At 66.8% G+C, this 22,416-nt stretch carries 23 protein-coding genes and 1 tRNA gene; 17 read left to right on the forward strand and 7 right to left on the reverse strand.

Going from position 1 to position 22,416, the window contains the following annotated elements:
* Positions 1 to 42: 42 nt before the first annotated feature.
* The 11 genes from DK847_RS12585 to DK847_RS12630 all read left to right on the forward strand — a co-directional run bounded on the left by DK847_RS12585 (position 43) and on the right by DK847_RS12630 (position 11,590).
* Complete coding sequence (locus tag DK847_RS12585) at positions 43 to 807, forward strand: (Fe-S)-binding protein (protein ID WP_111198863.1); 765 nt, start codon at positions 43 to 45, stop codon at positions 805 to 807.
* Positions 807 to 2,225: a LutB/LldF family L-lactate oxidation iron-sulfur protein gene (locus DK847_RS12590; protein WP_111198864.1), complete on the forward strand. Its 1,419-nt coding sequence runs from the start codon at positions 807 to 809 to the stop codon at positions 2,223 to 2,225. Before DK847_RS12585 ends, DK847_RS12590 begins: the two co-directional genes overlap by 1 nt.
* Positions 2,222 to 2,890: a LutC/YkgG family protein gene (locus tag DK847_RS12595; RefSeq protein WP_111198865.1), complete on the forward strand. Its 669-nt coding sequence runs from the start codon at positions 2,222 to 2,224 to the stop codon at positions 2,888 to 2,890. Before DK847_RS12590 ends, DK847_RS12595 begins: the two co-directional genes overlap by 4 nt.
* Before the next feature lie 10 nt (positions 2,891 to 2,900).
* On the forward strand, positions 2,901 to 3,371 hold the full coding sequence (locus tag DK847_RS12600) for a hypothetical protein (protein WP_111198866.1): 471 nt from the start codon (positions 2,901 to 2,903) through the stop codon (positions 3,369 to 3,371).
* A gap of 68 nt (positions 3,372 to 3,439) precedes the next feature.
* The gene (locus DK847_RS12605; protein ID WP_111198867.1) at positions 3,440 to 4,285 is read left to right on the forward strand and encodes a fumarylacetoacetate hydrolase family protein; all 846 of its coding nucleotides are present in this window, start codon (positions 3,440 to 3,442) and stop codon (positions 4,283 to 4,285) included.
* Positions 4,286 to 4,508: 223 nt separating this feature from the next.
* Positions 4,509 to 5,945, forward strand: coding sequence for a histidine--tRNA ligase (hisS, locus tag DK847_RS12610; protein ID WP_111198868.1), 1,437 nt, complete (start codon positions 4,509 to 4,511; stop codon positions 5,943 to 5,945).
* Complete coding sequence (locus DK847_RS12615) at positions 5,945 to 7,084, forward strand: ATP phosphoribosyltransferase regulatory subunit (RefSeq protein WP_111198869.1); 1,140 nt, start codon at positions 5,945 to 5,947, stop codon at positions 7,082 to 7,084. The genes hisS and DK847_RS12615 overlap by 1 nt, the downstream gene beginning before the upstream one ends.
* The gene (gene hisG / locus DK847_RS12620; protein WP_111198870.1) at positions 7,081 to 7,770 is read left to right on the forward strand and encodes an ATP phosphoribosyltransferase; all 690 of its coding nucleotides are present in this window, start codon (positions 7,081 to 7,083) and stop codon (positions 7,768 to 7,770) included. Before DK847_RS12615 ends, hisG begins: the two co-directional genes overlap by 4 nt.
* A 65-nt stretch (positions 7,771 to 7,835) precedes the next feature.
* Positions 7,836 to 8,102, forward strand: a complete 267-nt coding sequence (locus DK847_RS20400; RefSeq protein WP_146256112.1) for a hypothetical protein — start codon at positions 7,836 to 7,838, stop codon at positions 8,100 to 8,102.
* Positions 8,103 to 8,255: 153 nt separating this feature from the next.
* Positions 8,256 to 9,464 carry a lytic murein transglycosylase gene (locus tag DK847_RS12625; RefSeq protein WP_111198871.1) on the forward strand — a complete coding sequence of 403 codons (1,209 nt, stop codon included), beginning with the start codon at positions 8,256 to 8,258 and terminating at the stop codon, positions 9,462 to 9,464.
* Positions 9,465 to 9,700: 236 nt separating this feature from the next.
* A complete protein-coding gene (locus tag DK847_RS12630; RefSeq protein ID WP_111198872.1) occupies positions 9,701 to 11,590 on the forward strand; it encodes a hypothetical protein in 1,890 nt (629 codons plus the stop codon).
* 2 nt (positions 11,591 to 11,592) lie between these two features.
* On the opposite strand, the gene DK847_RS12635 is transcribed toward DK847_RS12630, so the two are convergent.
* Genes DK847_RS12635 through DK847_RS12645 form a run of 3 tightly spaced genes read right to left on the reverse strand, consistent with a single transcriptional unit; the run spans position 11,593 to position 14,776 of the window.
* Complete coding sequence (locus tag DK847_RS12635; RefSeq protein ID WP_111198873.1) at positions 11,593 to 12,801, reverse strand: ABC transporter permease; 1,209 nt, start codon at positions 12,799 to 12,801, stop codon at positions 11,593 to 11,595.
* Entirely contained in the window at positions 12,801 to 13,505 is a 705-nt protein-coding gene (locus tag DK847_RS12640) for an ABC transporter ATP-binding protein (protein ID WP_111198874.1), read from the reverse strand. Before DK847_RS12640 ends, DK847_RS12635 begins: the two co-directional genes overlap by 1 nt.
* Positions 13,502 to 14,776 carry an efflux RND transporter periplasmic adaptor subunit gene (locus DK847_RS12645; protein WP_204508317.1) on the reverse strand — a complete coding sequence of 425 codons (1,275 nt, stop codon included), beginning with the start codon at positions 14,774 to 14,776 and terminating at the stop codon, positions 13,502 to 13,504. The genes DK847_RS12640 and DK847_RS12645 overlap by 4 nt, the downstream gene beginning before the upstream one ends.
* Positions 14,777 to 14,880: 104 nt before the next feature.
* Here DK847_RS12645 and DK847_RS12650 point away from each other — a divergent pair, with 104 nt between their 5' ends.
* Positions 14,881 to 15,675, forward strand: coding sequence for an alpha/beta hydrolase (locus DK847_RS12650; protein WP_111198876.1), 795 nt, complete (start codon positions 14,881 to 14,883; stop codon positions 15,673 to 15,675).
* 62 nt (positions 15,676 to 15,737) lie between these two features.
* Here the strand turns inward: DK847_RS12650 and DK847_RS12655 are convergent, their stop codons facing one another.
* The 3 genes from DK847_RS12655 to DK847_RS12665 are packed head-to-tail and all read right to left on the reverse strand — an operon-like array spanning position 15,738 to position 18,401.
* Positions 15,738 to 16,607 carry an SDR family oxidoreductase gene (locus DK847_RS12655; RefSeq protein WP_111198976.1) on the reverse strand — a complete coding sequence of 290 codons (870 nt, stop codon included), beginning with the start codon at positions 16,605 to 16,607 and terminating at the stop codon, positions 15,738 to 15,740.
* Complete coding sequence (gene queG, locus DK847_RS12660) at positions 16,604 to 17,716, reverse strand: tRNA epoxyqueuosine(34) reductase QueG (RefSeq protein ID WP_245414597.1); 1,113 nt, start codon at positions 17,714 to 17,716, stop codon at positions 16,604 to 16,606. Before queG ends, DK847_RS12655 begins: the two co-directional genes overlap by 4 nt.
* Before the next feature lies 1 nt (position 17,717).
* Positions 17,718 to 18,401, reverse strand: coding sequence for a glutathione S-transferase family protein (locus DK847_RS12665; protein WP_111198878.1), 684 nt, complete (start codon positions 18,399 to 18,401; stop codon positions 17,718 to 17,720).
* 166 nt (positions 18,402 to 18,567) lie between these two features.
* Between DK847_RS12665 and DK847_RS12670 the strand changes: the two genes are divergently transcribed.
* Positions 18,568 to 19,392 carry an undecaprenyl-diphosphate phosphatase gene (locus tag DK847_RS12670; protein ID WP_111198879.1) on the forward strand — a complete coding sequence of 275 codons (825 nt, stop codon included), beginning with the start codon at positions 18,568 to 18,570 and terminating at the stop codon, positions 19,390 to 19,392.
* Here DK847_RS12670 and DK847_RS12675 read toward each other — a convergent pair.
* Entirely contained in the window at positions 19,359 to 20,339 is a 981-nt protein-coding gene (locus DK847_RS12675) for a complex I NDUFA9 subunit family protein (protein ID WP_111198880.1), read from the reverse strand. The two genes, DK847_RS12670 and DK847_RS12675, sit on opposite strands and share 34 nt — an antisense overlap.
* Positions 20,340 to 20,473: 134 nt before the next feature.
* Here DK847_RS12675 and DK847_RS12680 point away from each other — a divergent pair.
* The 4 genes from DK847_RS12680 (at position 20,474) to DK847_RS12695 (ending at position 22,365) form a co-directional block, all read left to right on the forward strand.
* Positions 20,474 to 20,558 (forward strand) — tRNA-Leu (locus DK847_RS12680).
* Positions 20,559 to 20,586: 28 nt separating this feature from the next.
* The gene (locus DK847_RS12685; RefSeq protein WP_111198881.1) at positions 20,587 to 21,198 is read left to right on the forward strand and encodes a ribonuclease D; all 612 of its coding nucleotides are present in this window, start codon (positions 20,587 to 20,589) and stop codon (positions 21,196 to 21,198) included.
* Positions 21,182 to 21,814 carry an LPS export ABC transporter periplasmic protein LptC gene (gene lptC, locus DK847_RS12690; protein ID WP_111198882.1) on the forward strand — a complete coding sequence of 211 codons (633 nt, stop codon included), beginning with the start codon at positions 21,182 to 21,184 and terminating at the stop codon, positions 21,812 to 21,814. Before DK847_RS12685 ends, lptC begins: the two co-directional genes overlap by 17 nt.
* Positions 21,811 to 22,365, forward strand: a complete 555-nt coding sequence (locus DK847_RS12695; protein ID WP_146256113.1) for an LptA/OstA family protein — start codon at positions 21,811 to 21,813, stop codon at positions 22,363 to 22,365. Before lptC ends, DK847_RS12695 begins: the two co-directional genes overlap by 4 nt.
* Positions 22,366 to 22,416: the final 51 nt, after the last annotated feature.

Here is a 22,416-nt window from a genome sequence, read left to right on the forward strand (position 1 = left end):
GGGGGCTGGCAAAACCTCCCCCCGTGATTGCCCCGAGGTTCCATGCCTGAAACATCCCCGCGCGTCGGCCTGTTCGTCACCTGCCTTGTCGACATGTTCCGCCCCTCCATCGGCTTTGCGACGGTGAAGCTGCTGGAGGATGCCGGCTGCACCGTCGAGGTGCCGGAACTCCAGACCTGCTGCGGCCAGCCCGCCTACAATTCCGGCGACCAGGCGGATGCCCGGGCGCTGGCGCTGAACGTCATCGAGGCCTTCAAGGGCTTCGACTATGTGGTCGTGCCGTCGGGCTCCTGCGGCGGCATGATCGTGAAGCATTACCCGGAATTCTTCGAGCCGGGCTCCACCGAGCATGACGAGGCGCTCGACCTCGCGCGCCGCACCCATGAGATCACCTCCTTCCTCACGCGCGTCATGAAGGTGGAGAAGGTCGAGGCCCAGTTCCCGGCGCGCGCCACCTATCACGACTCCTGCTCAGGGCTCCGCGAACTCGGCATCCGCAACGAACCCAGGAAGCTCCTCGCCAGCGTCGAGGGCGTGAGCCTCCGCGAGATGACGGACGCCGAGGTGTGCTGCGGCTTCGGCGGCACCTTCTGCGTCAAGTATCCCGGCATCTCCGACAAGATGCTGGAGAAGAAGCTTCGCCATATCGAGGCGACGGGGGCCGACACGCTGATCGCCGGCGACCTGGGCTGCCTGATGAACATGGCCGGCAAGCTGAAGCGACAGGGCTCCGCCATCAAGGTGCGCCACGTGGCCGAGGTGCTGGCCGGTGATTACGAAACCCCGCCCATTGCGGAGGCCGAGTGATGACGGAAATGTCCACCACCGCGTTCAAGGACAACGTCACCCGTGCGCTGGCCGACGACAAGCTGCAATTCGCCATGACGGAGACGGGCCCGCGCTTCATCGCCAAGCGCACCAAGGCCCGCGAGGCGCTGCCTGAGTTCGATCAGCTGCGTGACCAGGCGCGCGACATCAAGGACCATGTGCTCGACCACCTCGACATCTACCTCGAGACCTACGAGGCCAAGGTGAAGGAGGCGGGCGGCCACGTGCACTGGGCGGAAACGCCGGACGAGGCCCGTGCCGCGGTTCTGGAGATCTGCCGCAAGGCCAATGCGAAGATGGTCACCAAGGGCAAGTCGATGATCTCGGAAGAGATCGACCTCAACAAGCATCTTGAGGAAAACGGCATCACCCCGGTCGAGACCGACCTCGGCGAATACATCATCCAGCTCAGGAACGAGCGGCCCTCGCACATCATCGCCCCTGCCGTGCACCTGACACGCGACCAGGTGGAGGCGGATTTCCGCCGCGTCCACACCCATCTCGACCCGAAGCGCGATCTCACCGAAATCCCGGCGCTGGTGGAAGAAGCCCGCGCCGTGCTGCGGCAGAAATATCTGAACGCGGATGTGGGCATCACCGGCGCCAATTTCCTCATCGCCGAAACCGGCACCTCGATCATCGTCACCAACGAGGGCAATGGCGACCTGACGCAGTCACTGCCGAAGGTGCACATCGTGCTCGCCTCGATCGAGAAGCTGGTGCCGACGCTGGAGGACGCAACCACCATCCTGCGCGTGCTGGCACGTTCCGCCACGGGCCAGGACTTCTCCAACTACACCACCTTCTCGACCGGCGGCCGCCGCCCGGGCGACCCGGATGGCCCCGTCGAATACCACGTCATCCTGCTCGACAACGGCCGCACCTCGGTGCTCGGCACAGAGTTCCAGGACATGCTGCGCTGCATCCGCTGCGGTGCCTGCCTCAACCACTGCCCGGTCTACAATGCGGTGGGCGGCCACGCCTATGGCTGGGTCTATCCGGGCCCCATCGGCTCGGTGGTCACACCTGCCCTCGTCGGCATCGAGAACGCGCGGCACCTTCCCAATGCATCGACCTTCTGCGGCCGCTGCGAGGAAGTCTGCCCGATGCGCATCCCCATCCCCAAGATGCTGCGCCACTGGCGCGAGAAGGAGTTCGAGCGCCACCTGCAACCCACGAGCCAGCGCTGGGGCCTCGGCCTCTGGGCCTTCATGGCGAAGCGCCCGCGCCTCTACCGCAAGGCAACCGCCATTGCCGCGCGCGTGCTGTCGAACCAGGCGGTGGGCAAGGGCCGCCTGAAGAAGGTGCCGCTCGCCTCGGGCTGGACCGCGTTCCGCGATTTGCCCGCGCCGCAGGGCAAGACCTTCCACCAGTTGTGGAAGGAGCGCCGCCCATGAGTGCGCGCGAGATGATCCTGGGCCGCGTGCGCGCCCGCATTCCCCGCGGGCCCGAAGGTGCGCGCCGCGAGGCGGTGGAGCGTCGCCTTGCCGAGCATCCGCGCAACCTGATCCCGCAGCGCGGGCAGGGCGACATCGAGCACCGCATCCGCGTCTTCACCGAGATGATGCTCGCCGTGGGCGGCACGGTGGAGGTGATCGACGACATCAACGAGGTGCCGCACCACGTGGCGGTCTACCTGCGTGACGGCAACCTGCCCGCCCGCGTGCGGCGCGGCGCGGACCCGCTGCTGGCCAGGCTCCCCTGGCACCGTGGCGGCACGCTCGAGGTGGTGGAGGGCCCGGCGGTCGACGAGGACCGCGCCTCGGTCACCCATGCCTTCGCGGGCATCGCCGAATCCGGCACCATCGTGCAGATCTCGGGCGCGGACAACCCCACGACGCTGAACTTCCTGCCGGAGGCCCATATCGTGGTGCTCGAATCCGCCGCCCTTTTCGCCAGTTACGAAGAGGCGTGGACGAAGTTGCGCAGCCTGATGGGCGAGGGCATCATGCCGCGCACGGTGAACATGATCTCGGGTCCCTCCCGCACCGCCGACATCGAGCAAACCATCGTGAGGCCCGCCCATGGCCCGAAGAACATGCACGTCATCATCGTCCGCTAGCCTGCTCTTTGTGCTCCTGTCGTCCGGCGCAGCCCTTGCCTGCGCCGATGACGAGGCAACCCTGTTCTCATGCCTCGCGAAGGACCAGTCCCACACCATCCAACTCTGCGCCGTAAGGGATGATGCGGCGGGCGGCTTCCAGTCGCTGCAATATCGCTATGGGACGGCAGAGAAGACCGAACTCACCTTTCCCGAGAACCGCAACGAGGGCAGGGCGGCCATGTCCTTCGCCCATGCCTTCGATGGCGACAGTTATGTCTGGTCGCTGCGCTTTGCCAATGAGGGCTACACCTACCGCCTCTTCGGCATGGGCAATGACGCGGGCGTCGAGGTCTGGCGCAAGAAGAAGCGGCTGGCGCAGGTAATGTGCGGCGAGCGGCCCTATGCCATTGCGGCGGATATCCGGAAGGCCGCGGGCTGCGACCTCAACAATCCCTTCGGGAAGGACGGCTGCGGCGAGGTTCCCCCGCAGCGCAAGTGAGCTTTTGACTCGCAGCGGATTCGACGGCATTTTGCCGCGATCGTCATACAAATGGGATGGGACGTCAGATGAAGCTGCTGCGTTACGGTGCGAAGGGCAAGGAGAAGCCGGGCCTGCTGGACAGCGAGGGGCGGCTCCGCGACCTCTCTTCGGTGATCCCGGACATCACCGGCGAGACGATCAGCCCCAAGGGCCTCGCGCGGCTCAGGAAGATCAAGCCGGAATCGCTCCCCCTGGTGCGCGGCAAGCCGAGGATCGGTGCCTGCATCGCCAACCCGCAGAAGTTCATCGCCATCGGCCTCAACTATTCCGACCACGCGGCCGAGTCGGGCCTCCAGGTTCCGAAGGAGCCGGTGGTCTTCACCAAGCAGGTAAGCTGCCTGTCGGGTCCCTTCGACGACGTGACGCTGCCCCCTAAGTCCAAGAAGTCGGACTGGGAGGTGGAGCTCGGCGTCATCATCGGCACCAGGGCCAAGAACATCAAGAAGGCCGACGCGCTGAAGCATGTCGCCGGCTACTGCACCATCAACGACCTCTCCGAGCGCGAATTCCAGGCAGAGCGCTCCGGCCAGTGGACCAAGGGCAAGTCCTACGACACCTTCGGGCCCGTAGGCCCCTGGCTCGTCACCGCGGACGAGGTCAAGGACCCGCAGAAGCTGCACATGTGGCTGGAACTCAACGGCAAGCGCGTGCAGAACGGCTCCACCTCCACCATGGTCTTCGGGGTCGCGCACATCGTGGCCTATCTCTCGGAGTTCTTCACCCTCATGCCGGGCGACATCATCACCACCGGCACGCCCCCGGGCGTCGGCATGGGCATGAAGCCGCAGCGCTTCCTGAAGCCGGGCGACGTGATGCGGCTGGGCATCGAGGGCCTGGGCGAGCAGGGCCAGAAGGTGGTGCGGGACAAATAGGTCCTTCCGGGCCTCCCCGCCTTCCCACACCATCATCATGGCCGGGCGCGTCCCGGCCATCTTTTTTGGCGGCCGTGCAAAGGATGCCCGGGACCCGCCCGGGCATGATGAGGTGGGGGAGCCGTGGCCCGTGATGGCCGGGCATGGGCGCCCCCGCCGCATGGCGGTTGCCCCCCGTCCCCCGTTCCTCTAGAACCCGGCGCATTCAAGCCGGGTTGCCCACATGACCAAAGAAAACCGCCCGAAGGCGCGCGTCGCCAAGGGGTTCCGTGACATTGCCGCCGAGGAAATCCGCGGCACCCGCCAGATGCTGGCGACGATCCAGCGGGTCTACGAGGCCTATGGCTTCGAGCCGGTGGAGCAGCCCTTCATCGAATACACCGATGCGCTCGGCAAGTTCCTGCCCGACCAGGACCGGCCCAATGCCGGCGTCTTCTCCTTCCAGGACGATGACGATCAGTGGCTGTCGCTGCGCTATGACCTGACGGCACCGCTCGCCCGCTACGTGGCCGAGAACAGCCAGAAGCTTCCCACCCCCTATCGCAGCTATCGCCAGGGCTGGGTCTTCCGCAACGAGAAGCCGGGCCCCGGGCGCTTCCGCCAGTTCATGCAGTTCGACGCCGACACGGTGGGCTCCGCCTCGCCGGTGGCCGATGCCGAAGTCTGCATGATGGCGGCGGACACGATGGAGGCGCTGGGCCTTCAGCGCGGCCAGTACGTGATGAAGTTCAACAGCCGCAAGCTGCTCGACGGCTTCACCGAGACCTTCGCGATCGGCGAGGAGGTGAAGCTCACCTGGCTCCGCGCGCTCGACAAGCTCGACCGTCTCGGAAAGGAGGGCGTTGCCCTTCTCCTCGGCGAGGGCCGCAAGGACGAGTCCGGCGATTTCACCAAGGGCGCGGGCCTCAACGCGAAGCAGATCGAGGCGAGCCTTGCCTTCGCCACCGCGACGGCACTCGACCCCGCCTTCGTCAGCGGCAGCAAGAACGGTGAGGACGGCCTGCGCGATCTCGAAGCCATGCAGGCGCTCTTCGCCGCCGCTGGCTATGGCGCGGACCGCATCCGCTATGACTCCTCCGTTGTCCGCGGCCTCGAATATTACACCGGCCCCGTCTTCGAATGCGAACTCCTGATGGAGACGAAGGACGAGGACGGCCGCACCGTGCGCTTCGGTTCGGTCGGTGGCGGTGGCCGCTATGACGATCTGGTGGCGCGCTTCACCGGCCAGCAGGTGCCGGCCACCGGCTTCTCAATCGGCGTGTCGCGCCTCTATTCGGCGCTGAAGCTGGTGGGCAAGGCGCAGGAGTCGGCCACACTCGCCCCCGTCGTCGTCCTCGTCATGGACAAGGACCGGCAGGGCGATTACTGGCGCATGGTGCAGGCGCTGCGCGCCGGCGGCGTGCGCGCCGAAATGTATGCGGGCACGGCCGGCATGAAGGCGCAGATGAAATATGCCGACAAGCGCGGCGCGCCTTTGGTCGTCATCCAGGGTGGTGACGAGAAGGCCAAGGGCGAAGTGCAGGTGAAGGACCTCCGTCTCGGTTCCGAGCTCGCCAGCAACATCGCATCCCGCGAGGAATATGCCTCCCAGCGCCTCGCCCAGTTCTCGGTGCCGGAGGCCGACCTCGTGGCCGCGGTGAAGAAGGCGCTGGCGCAGTAATGGCCGGAAAGTCGAGCGCCGAGAGGTCGTCGCTGGAGCACCAGAACACGGCGCTGATGGCCGTGTTCGAACGCGCCGGCTTCGATCACGTGGCGCCCGACATCATCCAGCCCGCCGACATCTTCCTCGAACGCTCGGGCGAGGACATCCGTGCACGGACCTTCGTCTTCACCGACCCGTCGGGGGCGGAGATGTGCCTCCGCCCGGATCTCACCGTGCCCGCCTGCCGCTATCACCTGAGCCATGCGGATAACCCCGCCGCCGAGCGTCGCTACTGCTATCTCGGCCCCGCCTTCCGCTTCCCCGACGAGCTGCTGAGTCCGCAGGAGTTCACACAAGCGGGCCTCGAATGGTTCGGCGCACCTGAGCCCATCGCGGCGGAAGCCCGCGTGCTGAAGCTCACCATCTCCGCCCTCGAGGCCGCGGGCCTGTCGCGCTACCGCGTCAGCTTCGGCGACTTGGGGCTGTTCTCGGCACTCCTCGAAGACACCGAGATGCCGGAGCGATGGCGCCAGCGCCTGCGCCATCATTTCTGGCGTCCGCATGCCTTCCGCGAGCTGCTCGACAGCTTCTGCGCCGGTCGCGGCGCCCGCCGCACATCCATCTCGCCGCTGGTCGACCGCGTTGCCGCGGGCGATGCGCTGGCCATTGCCGAGGCCGAGATCGACGCGCGCAAGCTGCCGCTCGTCGGTGGCCGCGACGTGCCGGAGATCGCCGCGCGGCTGGCCAACAAGGCCGCCGACCGGCAGGAGACACCGCTGGAGCGGAGCAAGGCCGACACGCTCAATGCCTATCTCGCGGTCGCGGGCGAGGCCTCTTCCATCGACGCGCAGTTTGCTGCGATCGCCGGTGGCCCACGCTTCAAGGGCGCGCGCGATTACTACGCGAAGCGGCTCTTCGAGATGGAGGAGCTGGGTTTGAACCCGCGCCGCTTCCACTTCGCCGCGGGCTTCGGCCGCGAGCTCGAATACTACACGGGCTTCACCTTCCAGATCGAGGCGGATACGCCGCATGGCCCTGTCGCCGTGGCGGGCGGCGGGCGCTATGACAACCTGCTCTCCGACATGGGCTCCCCCGTCGCGGTGCCGGCCGTTGGCTGTGCCATCCACACCGATCGGCTGAAGGCGGTGCTGGCATGAGCGTCATCACGCTGGCCATCCCGTCAAAGGGCCGCCTCATGGAGGCGACGGCCGAATTGCTCGCCAAGGCCGGCTTCACCATCGACCGGCTGGGCGCCGACCGCGGCTATCGCGGTGTGCTGCGCGGGTTGGAGGGTGTCGAGATCGCTTTCCTCTCGGCCTCCGAGATCGCCCAGAACCTGCGCGACGGAAAGGTCGACCTGGGCGTCACCGGCCAGGACCTGCTGACCGAGAAGATCCCGCCCGACGACAAGGCCGTGCAGCTCCTCGTCCGCCTCGGCTTCGGCCCGGCGGATGTCGTCGTCGCCGTCCCCGAATGCTGGCTCGACGTCGCCACCATGGCGGACCTCGACGAGATCGCCGAAAGCTTCTACGAGCGCCACGGCCGCCGCCTGCGGGTTGCAACCAAGTACCACAACCTCACGCGCCGCTTCTTCGCCGAGAAGGGTGTCACCGGCTACCGCATCGTCGAAAGCCTGGGGGCCACCGAAGGGGCACCCGCGGCGGGGATTGCCGAGATCATCGTCGATATCACCACCACGGGCTCGACGCTGGCCGCAAACGCGTTGAAAATCCTTGATGATGGCGTGATCCTCAGGTCCTGCGCGGTGCTCGCGGGCCGGGTGGGGCAGCTGGATGATCCCCGCGCCCGCCGCCTGGTCGAGGTTCTTTCCGCCATCACCTGATTGTGTTGTGGCAATTTCCGCGTTCCGCGTTACCTTATCCGATGAGACGATCAGGGAGGTTGCCGATGAGATCCCTTCTGACAGTTGCGGCCCTGCTGGCGGGACTTTCCGCACCCGCGCTCGCCGCGGAAACCGCGTCGCCGCCGCCGCCCGTGCCCCAGACCCAGGCCGCGCTTGCCCCGTCGCGGGGCCAGGCTCTGCCTGATGCCCAGCCGCAGTCCCCGGCGGTGGAGGTGGTGCCCATGTCCGCCCCTCTCGATGCCAATGCCGCACCCCCTGCGCGCGGGGGAGGGTGCAGCCACGGGAAATCGACGGTCTACCTCACGAACTGAGCCTTCCCCCAAGTCGGCCGGTTCCCCAGCCCCTCCCGCACGCCCCTGCGGGAGGGGTTTTCGCGTGGAGCCCGCCATCCGGCCTTTAATTTGACCAAGAGGGGACTTAGCGCCAAAGGTCACGATCAACGGCAGACGAATCGGGAGACAGGAATGCGGAACTTCAAACTGGCGGCGCTGGCCCTTTCGGCCCTTCTCGGCGCAAGCGGCATGGCCCAGGCGGCCGCCACCTGCGGCGACAGCGCCAAGGGCTTCGACGGCTTCATCAAGCAGTTCAGGAAGGAAGCCGCCGCGGCCGGTGTCAACGCCAAGGGCCTCTCCGCGCTCGATGGCGTCACCTACCAGCCGGGCATCATCAAGAAAGACCGCGCCCAGGGCGTGTTCTCGCTGTCCTTCATCGATTTCTCGAAGCGCATGGTGTCGAACTACCGCATCAAGGAAGGTGCGAACATCCTCGCCCAGAACAAGCAGATGTTCGACAGGATCCAGCAGCAGTACGGCGTGCCGGGCGAAGTGCTCATCGCCTTCTGGGCGTTCGAGACCGACTTCGGCAAGAACATGGGTGACTTCGACACCATCGCCTCGCTCGCCACCCTGTCCTGGGACTGCCGCCGCCCGGAGAAGTTCCGCGAGCAGCTGATCGGCGCTTTGCTGCTCTATCAGAACGGCGACCTCCAGCGCGAGGACATGAAGGGCGCCTGGGCCGGCGAGATCGGCCACACCCAGTTCCTGCCCAAGGAATATTACGAGACCGCCGTCGACTTCGACGGCGACGGTCACCGCAACCTCAGGAAGTCGATCCCCGACGCCATGGCGTCAGGCGCGGCCCTTCTGGTGAAGCACGGCTGGAAGGCCAATGAGCCCTGGCTCGAGGAGGTGAAGCTCACCAAGGACCTGCCCTGGGACCAGGCCGACATCGCCATCCAGCTGCCGCGCAGCCAGTGGGTGAAGTGGGGCGTTCAGGGTGTCGACCGCAAGCTCAAGGCGGACAAGTTCCCGGCCTCGCTGCTGTTGCCCATGGGCAAGGATGGCCCGGCCTTCCTCGCCTATGAGAACTTCACGACCGCCTATCTGAAGTGGAACGAGTCGCTCGTCTATTCGCTCACGGCCGGCTATCTCGCCAACCGCATCGCCGGTGATGGTCCCTTCAACCCCGGCCGCGCGCCCGTGCAGGCCCTGTCCTATGACCAGATCAAGCAGCTGCAGACGATCCTCGAGGGCAAGGGCTATGACGTCGGCACGGTCGACGGCAAGCTCGGCAAGTCGACGCGCGACGCGGTGAAGCAGGAACAGCTGAAGATGGGCTGGCCGGCGGATTCCTATCCCACCGTCCCCTTCCTCGAGAAGCTGCAGAACGGCTGATGCCGTTCGTTCTGCTTACGATAAGTTCTCCCTCTCCCGCACCGGCGGGGGAGGGCAGCCAACCGAAACGGCGGCCCGCGCAGCGCCAGATTGTGTCTGCCGGCTTTGCTTGCCTTTGTGCCATGGCGGGTGAAACTTAGTTCAGTGTGGCGCCGTCAATTTACCAACCCTTAGTGGAGCTTCGGCTAAGCCGGACGGCACCCGCACGCCGCGGTCTCATGCATCCGGAGGCAACAATGACGGCCCCTTCCAAGCTCTCCAGCGCGCTTCGCTCGCTCGCCCTCTCCGCCATCGGCATCGCGTCGGCGGGCCTGCTGGCCCCGGCAGTCGCGGATACGCCCCCTGCCTTCACCATCCGCAACAAGACCGGCCTGCCCGATACCCAGATCAGGCTCTATTATCTGGGCGCGGGGATGAACACCGCGGGCGATTTCGTGGTGCTGAAGCCCGATGGCTCGTGGGCCAAGGCGGGCGGCCCCGACACCGGCTGGAACCCCACCGGATGGAATACCAATGCCAATAGTGGAAAGGGTGGCGCCACCGGCGCCGGTGTGGTGCCCTGCTACCCCGCGAAGGGCGGCGAGACCGTCACCATCCCGCTCGATGCCAAGTCGCTGCGCGTCTATCTGTTCCAGGTGCGCAAGAGCCAGGCCCAGTTCAACACGCCCTGCATGACGGCACCCGCCAAGACCGGGCAGAAATTCGTCCGCGGTGCCTTCGGTACGACCTTCACCGCCGGCGATGCCTCGGCCACCAGCCTGTCGCCCTTCGCCTATACGCTGCTGACCGGCAATGGCGGCCTCGTGGGGCCGAAGCTCAACAACCTCAAGAGCGGCAACTTCCCCGCCTGGGCCTATGCCGAGATCGGCGCCGCCGACATCGATGCCAGCCAGGTCGATGCCATCGCCTTCCCGATCAACATCACCGCCAAGATGACGACAAGCCCGGGCACCACGCACCCCTTGTGGAACATGGGTGTGGGCTTCACCCCCAACGGTGAGGGCATCGTCAACATGCAATCGATCGTGGCCTCCTACAGGGCCTTCGTCGCCACGCTTCCGGTGGATGGTGGAACACCCACCGCGCCCACCAAGCCTCAGCGCAACTACAACAACCTCATCGTCGGCATTCCCGGCGGCCTCGGCTTCCTGACCAATCCGGGCAAGTACCTCGGCGAGGTGAACCCCGGCGGGCCGTTCTTCGTCAACGTCTTCTCCAACCTCGCCGACGGCTATATCTGGAACAACTGGACCGGCACCATCGACGACGGCGGCATCCTCTCCGGCACGCCCAACAACCTGCCCCAGACGGTGTTCTCCGGCTCGGTCGTCACCCTGCCGTCCTATCCGGGATACAAGGGCAAGGCCACGCTCAAGGCGCTGAAATTCACCGGCGGCGGCGTCTCTGCCTATGTCCTCAGCCCCTCGACCTACCAGACGCTGTGCAAGGCCAACGCCATCAACGGCGCCTGCGGCTACATGTCGACCGCCTACCAGATCTTCGCTGCCGACGGTGCGCTCAACACGCCCATCGACAACAACCAGTTCAACCTGCTCAGCACGGCCGAACAGAATGCCTGGGCGACCTATGGCGGCGCGCCGACCTACAACACCGTTGTCGCGCGGCTCGGCCTCATCATCTCCATGGCCTTCAACCGCGGCGTTGCCGGCGGACTGCAGACCAAGGGCGGCCTGTGCGCCGACAAGGTCCGCTATCCACACACCAGCGCCTGCTGGAGCGACCAGGCGCTGTGGTATCCGAAGCCCGCCACGACGCCGGCCGACAAGGCCAAGTATTTTGGCGGCGACACCACCCAGAACGAATTCTCGCGCTGGCTGCACACCGCCCAGATCGGCACCGCGCCGAAGATCGTGCCGATGATGACGAGGCCCAACAACCCTGCCGTCTCCGCCAATGGCGTCATGGGCATGGGCTATGGCTTCGCGGTGGACGAGAACCCCACACCGCCCTTCAACCCGCTGACCATGGCGCAGACGCCGTCGGAGTTCAGCAGCAACGTCGCCATGGAAACGTCCAGCGGCTGCAACTACATCACCTTCTCGCCGCTGCTGGCGGGGGTGGCCAACTGGTCGCCGGTGTCGCCGACCTGCGCCCCCGCACCCTGAGGCTATTCGCGGCGGAGCGCCTCGATCGGGTCGAGGCGCGCCGCCCGCCGCGCCGGGAAGAAGCCGAAGATCACGCCGATCAGCGCTGACACCGCGAAGGCCAGCGCGATCACCCGCAGGTCGGCCTGGAACGGCACGTCCATGATGGCCGAGCCCGCCGCGGCAAGCCCCAGCCCGATGGCGATGCCCAGCACACCGCCGAACAGGGCGAGCACCACCGCCTCCACCAGGAACTGCGTCAGCACCTGGCGTTCCAGCGCGCCGATCGCCAGCCTGATGCCGATCTCGCGCGTGCGCTCGGTCACCGAAACGAGCATGATGTTCATGATGCCGATGCCGCCGACGAGCAGCGACACGGCGGCAACGGCACCCAGCAGCCCGGTAAGGATGGTCGTCGTCGAGGCCATGGTGGCGAGGATCTGCGTGAGGTCGCGGATGGTGAAGTCGTCTTCCTCGCCCGGCACGATGCGGCGGCGCTCGCGCAGCACGTCCTCGGCATCGCGCTGCACCCGCGCAATGTCCTGCGCGTCGGTCACCGAGATCGAGATGGTGCCGATGCGCGTGTTGCCGGCAATCCGCCGGTGATAGGTGCGCATCGGCAGCACCACGATCGAATCCTGGTCGGAGCCGAAGGCGGACTGGCCCTTGGCCTCCATGTGCCCGATCACCTCGCAGGAGAAGTTGCCGATGCGCAGCCGCTCGCCGATCGGGTCCTGCGCGCCGAACAGCTCGCGCGTGAGGGTGGCGCCGATGACGCAGACCGAGGCCCCGGCGCGCAGTTCGCTGTCGGAGAACACCCGCCCGTCTGCCAGCGTCCAGTCCTGCACCGCGAACCAGTCGGAATTGGTGCCGGTCACCGAGGTGTCGTAGTTGAGCGAACCATAGACGGTCTTGGCCTGCTTCTGCGCCGTGGGCGCAACGCCCCGGATGCCGGTGAGGTTGTTCTTCAGCGCCGTCACGTCGCGTTCGTCGAAGGCACGCGCGTCGGATGTGCCACCCGGCCCGAAGGTCGATTGCCCGGGCCTGACGATCAGCATGTTGGAGCCAAGCTTGGCGAGGTTCTCCTGCACCTTGCTGGAAGCGCCATTGCCCAGCGTCACCATGGCGATCACCGCACCGACGCCGATGACGATGCCGAGCAGCGTCAGCACCGAGCGCAGCACGTTGCGCCGGATCGACGACATGGCGAGCTTCACCGTCTCCCACAGCATCAGGCCGCCGCCTTCTGCTGGTCGCTGGCGATGCGCCCGTCGAGGAAGTGGATGATGCGGTGGGCATGGGCCGCCATGTCGGGCTCATGCGTCACCATCACCACGGTGATGCCGCGCTCCGTGTTGAGCCTGGCGATCAGCTCCATGATCTCCTGGCTGCGCTGCGTGTCGAGGTTGCCGGTGGGTTCGTCGGCGAGCAGCAGCAGGGGGTCGGTCACGATCGCCCGGGCAATCGCCACACGCTGCTGCTGGCCGCCGGAGAGTTCGCCCGGCGTATGGTGCTCGCGGCCCTTGAGGCCGACCCGGTGCAGCGCCTCCATGGCGCGCTCGCGCCGCTCGCGCCGGGGCGTGCCGCGATAGATCAGCGGCAGCTCGACGTTCTCGATGGCGGTGGTGCGGTTGAGCAGGTTGAAGCCCTGGAACACGAAGCCGATGAAGTTGCGCCGCAGCAGCGCGCGCTGGTCCTGGTCGAGGTTGTTCACCTCCTGCCCGAGGAAGCGGAAGCTGCCGCCCGTCGGCCGGTCGAGGCAGCCGATGATGTTCATGGCGGTGGACTTGCCAGATCCCGAAGGACCCATGATGGCGATGAACTCACCGCGCCCGATCGTCAGGTCAACGCCGGCCAGCGCCCGCACCAGTCCACCGCCCTCGCCATAGCTGCGGGTGACGCCGGTGAAGGAGACGAGCGGCGGCTCGGTGCTCACGTGCCGCTGGTCCTGGAGGAGATGATCACCTCGTCGCCGGGCTTCACGCCGCCCGATTCGATCACGGTGTCCTTGCCGTCGGTGACGCCGACATGCACCGTCACTTCCTTCGGCGCGCCATTCTCGAGCACGTAGAGCGTGCGCGTGCCATCGGCGGCCGGGGCCGTGTTCTTGCGTGCCGGCGGCATGCGCGGGATGAACATGTTCATCACGCTGAAGCCCGGCTGCTTCTGTTCCTTGGGCGGGGTATAGCGCAGCGCTGCATTGGGCACCGCCAGCGCGTCCGCCACCTCCTGCACCACGATCTGCGCCGTTGCGGTCATGCCGGGGCGGAGCAGCAGTTCATCATTGTCCACCGTCAGTACCGCCTTGTAGGTCACCACGTTGTCGGTCACCTCGGGGGAATATTCGATGGTGTCGATCACCGCGGGGAAACTCTTGCCGGGATAGGCGTCGACGGTGAAGCTCGCCTTCTGCCCTTCGCGCACCGCGCCGATGTCGGCCTCGTCCACGTCGGCTTCCAGCTGCATGTGCGCCAGGTCCTCGGCCAGCGTGAACAGCACCGGCGCCTGGAACGAGGAGGCGACCGTCTGCCCGGGCTCGGCGTCACGCTTCAGCACGATGCCGTTGACCGGCGACAGGATGCGCGTCTTGGTCAGGTCGGTCTCGGTCATTGCCATGTCCGCCTTGGCCACGGCGATGTCGGCCTGCGCGGCCACCACGCCGGCCTCGGCGCGTGCCTTCGCGGCGCGTGCCGTGTCGAGGTCCTGGGTGGAGGACACGCCGCGCGCACTCAGCTTCTCGGCGCGCTCGAACAGGATCTGCTTTTCGTTCAGCGTCGCTTTGGCATCCGCCAGCCGGGCCTCGGTGGCCGCCAGTGCCGCCTTGCCGCGCGCCAGTTCCGCCTGCAGCCTTTCGGTGTCGAGTTCGGCCAGCACGTCGCCCTTCTTCACCACGCTGTTGGCCTTGACGTTCACCGTGCGGATGACGCCGGAGCGCTCGCTCGACACCTCCACCTCGGTGGTGGGCTGGATGTTGCCGGTGGCCTGCACCCTGACGACGATGGTCTTCGTCTCCGCCGGGGCGGTGTCATAGCTGATCGCCTTGCCGCCGCCCTGGCCCGCCATCACCCACCACGCGATGCCGCCCAGCGCCAGCGCCAGCAGCGCCAGCCACAGCAGGCGGCGGCCCCGGCGCTTGCGGCGGCTCTTGGGGTCGAGGCCCAGCATGGCCTCGATTTCGGCGGGGCCGGGGGGTGACTGAATGTTCATCTGGTCCAATGCGTTGTCAGGGTCCGGTGGGTAGACGTGAATGACGGCACAAATCCGGCGCGGGGCGGATTTGCAAGCCATGCAACGCCTGATATGACCCTGCCATGACCGATATCAAGTTCGAAAAGGCCCCGGACGGCACATCCATCGCCTGGCGTCAGGACGGGCGGGACGATCTCGGCCGCTGCGGCTTCGTCTGGCTGGGCGGCTACAAGTCGGACATGGAGGGCTCCAAGGCCGAGGCGCTTGCAGCCCTGGCGCGCGAAACCCGCCGCGCCTGCCTGCGTTTCGATTATTCCGGCCACGGCGCATCGGGCGGCCTGTTCGTTGACGGCACCATCTCGAAGTGGCTGGAACAGTCGGCCCACATGCTGCTCACCCATGGGCGCGGCCCGCGCATCCTCGTCGGCTCCTCGATGGGCGGCTGGCTCGCCCTGCTGCTCTACCGCCTGCTGCAGCTCAAGGCTCCGGCCGCGGCGCAGGCCATCAAGGGCCTCGTGCTGCTCGCCCCCGCCGCGGACATGACGGAAGACCTGATGTGGGACGAATTCCCGGAGGCGGTCCGCACCGAGTTGAACGACAAGGGCGTGTGGCTCCGCCCCTCGGCCTATGGCGAGCCCTATGCCATCACCCGGCGCCTGATCGAGGATGGCCGCCGCCACCTGATGCTGAACCAGGGGCTGGACGTCGCGTGCCCCGTCCGCATCCTGCAGGGCGACGCCGATCCCGACGTGCCGGCCGCGCATGCCGTCAAGGTCTTCGGCGCGCTGCGCGGCGCGGACGTGACGCTGACGCTGATCAAGGGCGGCGACCACCGGCTCTCGACGCCCGCCAACCTCTCGCTCCTGCGCGACACCGTGCTGCGCCTGGCGGAAAGGTCGGAGGGGATCGGGGTTTAGGAAACCTCGTCGCCGGGGTGACGGAAGAAAAAGGTGAGCCGACGCCCAGTGCGATTGAGCGCCTACCGCCCCATCTCCCGCGCAATCGCGGTCAGCCCCTCGCGATAGGTGGGATAGCTCAGCCTCACCCCCAGCTCGGTCACGATCCGCGCATTCGAGACGCGCTTCGAATCCGCATAGAAGCTCCGCGCCATGGGCGAGAGGTCGGCCGCCTCGAAGGACACGTCCGGCGGCACCGGCAGGCCCAGCAGCGTGGCGCCATATGCCACCACGTCCTGCGGCGGGCAGGCCTCGTCGTCGCACACATTGTAGGCGCGCCCGGGCTGCGGATGCGCGATCGAGGCTTCGAGCGTGTTGGCGATGTCCGCCACATGGATGCGGCTGAAGATCTGGCCCTGCTTGATCACGCGCTTGGCCGTGCCATCGAGCAGCGACAGCAGCTGGTTGCGCCCCGGTCCATAGATGCCGGCGAGCCGGAAGATCATCACCGGCAGGCCGTGGTCGCGCCACAGTGCGAGCCACTGGTTCTCGGCCAGAAGCCGCTTGTGCCCGCGCTCGGTGTTGGGGGTGAGCGGCGTGTCCTCGGTCACGAGCCCGCCGCCATGATCGCCATAGACGCCGGTGGTGGAGAGATAGGCCACCCACTGGAACTGCTTTGCCCGCGCCGCGGCGTCGCGCGCATGCCAGCGCAGCACGGGGTCGCCGTCCTCACCGGGCGGCGCCGAGTCGACCATATGCGTCACCCCGTCGAAAGCTTCCTGCGGCAGTGGCCGCGAACCGTCGAACACGAAGGCGCGATAGCCCCTGGCGCGGATCGCGGCGGCGCCCGCCTCGCTGCGGCTGGTGGCGCTCACCGTCCAGCCTTTCGCCGCCAGCCGTTCCGCCAGCACCCTGGCCGAGAAGCCGAGGCCGAAGAAGAGAATGTGGTTCATGCCGTCTCCCATTCGCGGCGGACGTCAGCGTCCGTCTCATGTCCGGTGCGCTCTGTACGCAACTGTGCAAAATCCGGTTCGCCCAGCAGCCGCGACATCGCCCACACCGCCATGGCCCGCACGATGGGTGCAGGGTCATCGAGCAATGCCGTCACCTGCGGCACGAGGCTCTTGTCGCCGCTGTTGCCCGCCGCGATCAGCACATTGCGGATGAAGCGGTCGCGCCCCGTGCGCTTCACGGGCGAGCCGGTGAACAGCGCGCGGAAGGCTGCATCTTCGAGCGCCAGCAAGTGGCCGAGCCGCGGCGCTTTCAGGTCTTCGCGCGCCAGCAGCTTCGCCTCGCGCGCGGCTGCAGCGAACTTGTTCCACGGGCAGGCGGCGAGGCAATCGTCGCAGCCATAGATGCGGTTGCCCATGGCCACGCGGAACTCCCGGTCGATATGTCCCGCATGCTCGATGGTGAGGTACGAGATGCAGCGCCGTGCATCGAGCTGGTAGGGCGCGGGGAATGCCTTGGTTGGGCAGATGTCGAGGCAGGCGCGGCACGAGCCGCAGTGATCGGCCTCCGCCGCATCGGCCTCGATCTCCGCCGTCGTCAGGATGGTGCCGATGAAGAACCACGAGCCCAACTCGCGTGACACGAGGTTGGTGTGCTTGCCCTGCCAGCCCAGCCCCGCCTTCTGGGCGAGTGGCTTCTCCATCAGGGGGGCCGTGTCGACGAAGACCTTCACATCAGCGCCCGTGCGCCTGGCCAGCCACTGCGCGATGCGCTTCAGCTTGCCCTTGACGACGTCATGGTAGTCGCGGTTCAGGGCATAGACGGAGATGACGCCACTCTCCCTGTCCGCGAGCCGCTCCAGCGGGTCGAGGTCCTGGCCATAGCTCTGCGCGAAGACGATCGCCGTCCTGGCCTCCGGCCACATGGCCTGCGGGCTGGCGCGGCGGGCTTCCGTCTCCGCCATCCAGGCCATGCTGCCGTGGCGGCCCTCGGTGATGAACTGGCTGAGGCGCTCGGCCTGCTGCGCATCGGGGCCGAGCGTCACGATGCGCGTTGCGCTGAAGCCTTCGCCAGAGGCTCTCTCGCCAAGCTCCTGGCGGAGGGTCTTCACCTCAGAAATCGAGGTCCGCGTAATGCGGCCCCGGCTGCATGCCGCGGATGGTGTCGGCCAGCAGCGGCCGGAAGGAGGGGCGCGACTTCACCCGCTGGTACCAGCCCTTGGCGACCGGGTAATCCGCCCACGGAATATCGCCGAAATAGTCGATCGCCGAGATGTGCCCCGCCGCCGCCAGGTCGGCAATCGAGAGTTCCTCGCCCGCCAGCCACACCCGGTGGTCCACGAGGTGCGAGATGTAGTCGAGGTGGTCGCGCAGCCGCAGCATGGCCTGGCGCACGCGGGCTGTGTCCGGGCCGCCGCCGCCCTTGTCGCGCCGCAGGAAGCGGCGGATGACCTTTTCCGTCAGCAGCGGTTCCGAGACCTCGGCATAGAACTTGCCGTCGAACCAGCCGGCGAGCCGTCGCACCTCGGCGCGCTCGAAGGCGTCGCCGGGGATGAGCGGAATGCGTGTCGCCCTGGTTTCCTCGAGGTATTCGGTGATGGCCTCGATGCCGGAGAGCGCGGTGGTGGAATCCTCGAGGTAGACTGGCAGCGTTCCGGCAGGATTGAGCTCGTACAGATGCGGGCTCGGCTCCCATGGCTCCTCGTCGATCAGCTCCACCGGCACGCCATATTCCGCAAGGGCAAGGCGCAACCTGCGGCTGAACGGGTCGAGCGTAAAGTGAACGAGAGACGGCATGTTAGGACGAATTTAACCCTGTGCTTGGCAACTCTGGGGCAATCGCGAAACAAAAGCCGCATTTGCCCGGAATGTTGCGCGCGTATAAAACGCGCGCGGCCTCCGCGGCAAGAAAATCCGACCCGCAAGCCCCGAGCCCCAGGTTCCAATCCCAGAGTTGCCATTCATGCTCATCCTCCAGATCGTCGTGCTGGCGCTCATCCAGGGCATCACCGAATTCCTTCCTATCTCCTCCTCCGGCCACCTGCTGCTGGTGCCGGTGCTCACCGGCTGGCCCGACCAGGGCGTGCTGACCGACGTGATGGTGCACATGGGGTCCTTCCTCGCGGTCATCGTGTATTTCTGGAAGGATTGCGTGAACCTTCTCATGGGTCTCGTCGACCTGGCGCGCGGCCGCAGGAGTGCCTGGGGCCGGCTGGCGCTGCTCATCGTGCTCGGCACCATTCCGGCAGTCGTGGCGGGCGTCCTCCTCGACAAGCTCGGCTTCATGGACCTGGTGCGGCAGATGCCCATCATCGTGGCGTGGAACGCCATCGTCTTCGGCATCCTGCTCTATGTCTGCGACCGTTTCGGCATGAGCACCCGGCGCATGGCGGACATGACCTGGGTGCCGGCGCTGATCATCGGGCTTGCCCAGGCGGTGGCGCTCATCCCCGGCGTCAGCCGCTCCGGCATCACCATGACGGCAGCGCGAGCACTTGGCTTCGAGCGGCCGGAATCGGCGCGTTTCGCCTTCCTGCTCGGCATTCCCGCCATCGCCGGTGCCGGCGTCCTGAAGCTGGGCGAAGCGGTGCACACAGGGGCCCATGTCAGCTTCGGCATGGTGCTGACGATGATCCTCACCTTCTTCGTGGCGCTCGGCACCATCACGGTGCTGATGAAGCTCGTCCGCCACATGAGCTTCCTGCCCTTCGCCATCTATCGCGTGGCGCTGGGCGTGGTGCTGCTGGCGCTGATCTATTCGGGAATGCCCCTGGGCGCGGTGAACTGACCGGCCTTGCGGTAGCGGTAGAGATAGCCCGGAACGATCCCCTCGATTCCCTGCGGCGTGACGCCGAGGCCCTCGAGCGTGCGCTGCTCGCGGCGCGCTGCCTCGCTCACCACGTTGTCGTGGCGCAGCATCTCCACCTGGTCGACGGTCAGCATCGGGTTGGGCAGCAGCCCGAGGATCGATGCCTGCAGCCTGGCGAGGCCCCAGGGCAGCGGCAGCAGCAGGCGCTTGCGGCCGATGGTGTCGAGCGTGAACTGCATCAGCGCCCTGAAGCTGAACTGCTCCGGCCCGCCCAGCTCATAGGTCTTGCCGTCGGCCTCGCCTTGATCGACGAGGCGGGCCACCGCCTCGCCCACATCGCCGGCGAAGACCGGCTGGAACGCGGTTTCACCCCCGCCGATCAGCGGCAGGAAGGGCGAGAAGCGCGCCATCTCCGCGAAGCGGTTGAAGAAGCCGTCTTCCGGCCCGAACACGATCGACGGGCGCAGCACGATGGCGCCGGGGAAGTTGGCGCGGGCCCGCGCCTCGCCCTCGGCCTTGCTGCGGCCATAGGCGGAGGCGGAAACGGCATCGGCCCCGATCGCCGACATCTGGATGAACACCCGCGCGCGCGCCGCCCTGGCGGCCTTGGCCGAGGCCTCGGCGCCGAACACATGCACCGCGTCGAAGCTCTGGGCGCCCGCGGAATGCAGCACGCCGGTGAGGTTGATCACCGCATAGGCGCCCTCGCAGGCCGCCTCGAGCGAGGCGGGGTAGCGCACGTTCGCCTGCACCGCCATGATCTGGCCGGTATTGCCCAGGGGCTGCAGATGGCCTGCGAGGTCGGGCCTGCGGCAGGCCACCCGGATGCGGTAGCCGCGCCTGGCCAGCGCCCTCACGATATGCCGCCCCACGAAGCCCGAACCGCCGATGATGGTGATGAGTCTGTCGGAAGGCTGAACGAGCACGGAAGCTCTCCCCTGATTTTCGGTTGTGGCGGGCCTTTTAACGCCGCGCCCGGACGGATGCAAAGCCCAAGAAACGATCTCCGCAGGACTGCGGTTGACAGCCGCCTTGGGCCTCTCTAAGAGACGCGTCGCCTGCCCAGATGGCGGAATTGGTAGACGCACTAGTTTCAGGTACTAGCGCTGAAAGGCGTGGAGGTTCGAGTCCTCTTCTGGGCACCACTTTTATAGTCTAGTTACGGCGGGACCCATGGCAATCAAGCTTTACAAGGGCGACCTGCCTCCGGGCCTCGATTTCGGAAGCTCCGTCGCCGTCGACACCGAAACGCTGGGCCTCGTTCCCCGCCGTGACAAGCTCTGCCTCGTGCAGCTCTCCGCCGGAGACGGCAACGCCCACCTCGTGCAGCTCGACCGCGCGAACTATGACGCGCCCAACCTCAAGGCACTCTTCGCCAACGAGGCCGTCACCAAGATCTTCCACTATGCGCGCTTCGACGTGGCGGTGATCCGCCATTACCTGGGCGTCGACGTGACGCCCCTCTACTGCACCAAGATCGCCTCCAAGCTCACCCGCACCTACACCGACCGGCATGGCCTCAAGGACCTGGTGAAGGAGCTTCTCGGCATCGAGCTCAACAAGCAGCAGCAAAGCTCGGACTGGGGCGCCCACATGCTGTCCGACGCGCAGAAGCAATATGCCGCTCAGGACGTGCTCTATCTGCACGAGCTGAAGTCCCGCCTCGACCAGATGCTGGCGCGCGAGGGCCGCGAGGCGGTGGCCCGGGCCTGCTTCGACTTCATCCCCACGCGCGCCGCCCTCGATCTCTCGGGCTGGACCGAGGAAGATGTCTTCGCCCACTGAACAGGCCCGCAGGGCTGTCAGGAATGCCACGGTTTCCCGCCTGCTGAGCTGGCTGGCGGCCGCCATCGGACTGGGCTTCGTCATCGCCTTCCTGGCCCAGGCCGGCCTGTTCCACGCGCTCTTGCCCCGCCAGGACGTGCCCCCGCCCCCCAATGTCGAGCCCGACCGCATCACGGCGGGCATCTCCACCGTCAACGGCATCGACGACGGCAAGCAGCCCTACCAGGTCACCGCTCGCCGCGGCTGGCAGGATGGCAAGACGCCCAACCTCGTCCACCTCGAGGACCCGGTGGGCGAGTTCCGCCGCGCCAGCGGCGCGCGCTACACCATCACCGGCACCACCGGGCTCTATGACACCGAGGTCAAGTCGCTCAACCTCGACGGCAACGTGGTGCTGGAGCAGGAAGGCCGCTTCAAGGCCCGCATGGACAAGGCGAAGATCGCGGTGAAGCAGAAGACGCTCACCGCCGACACCCCGGTCACCGCGCAGTTCGGCTCCGGCACGGTCGATGCAAACGGCATGCAAATAACCGATGACGGTGCCCGAATTCTGTTCTTGAATGGCGTCAAGGCGCGCTTCACCGCGGCCGAGGCCAAGGGAGATACCAATCCATGACTTTGAGGCTCGCCGCCTGCGCTGCGGCACTGTTCCTGTTCGCTGCCGCCCCGGCCCTCGCCCAGGAAGCCGATGGCCAGGCCGACGGCACGGCCGCCGCCGACACCACGACCGGCACCAAGGCCAAGGCCAAGACGGCCCAGCCCGCTACGCCGGTTGATATCGTTGCCAACGAGATGGAAATTCTCGACAAGGAGAAGAAGGCCATCTTCCGCGGCGCGGTCGACGCCACCAAGGGCACCACCAAGCTCAGGTCGGACGAGCTCGTCGTCACCTACGCCGACGTCAAGCAGCCCGACGGCACCACCAAGACCGACGCCACCGACCTCGACGCCAAGGGCAACGTGCTGATCGTCACCCCCAAGGAGAAGATCACCGGCGACTGGGCGAAATATGATCCGCAGACCGAGAAGCTCACGGTCGGCGGCACCAATGTCAGGCTGGTGCAGGGCACCACCGTTCTGGTGGGCCAGGAACTCCACGCCGACCTCAAGACCGGCCGCACCCAGATGACGGGCGGCCGCGTCAAGGGCAGCTTCCTTCCCAAGTGATCAGCCTTATCTAAAATTAAACCTATTGGGTGGACACTCACTTGGCGCGTG

Origin of the sequence: Aestuariivirga litoralis, assembly GCF_003234965.1 — a bacterium.
Taxonomy (GTDB): domain Bacteria; phylum Pseudomonadota; class Alphaproteobacteria; order Rhizobiales; family Aestuariivirgaceae; genus Aestuariivirga; species Aestuariivirga litoralis.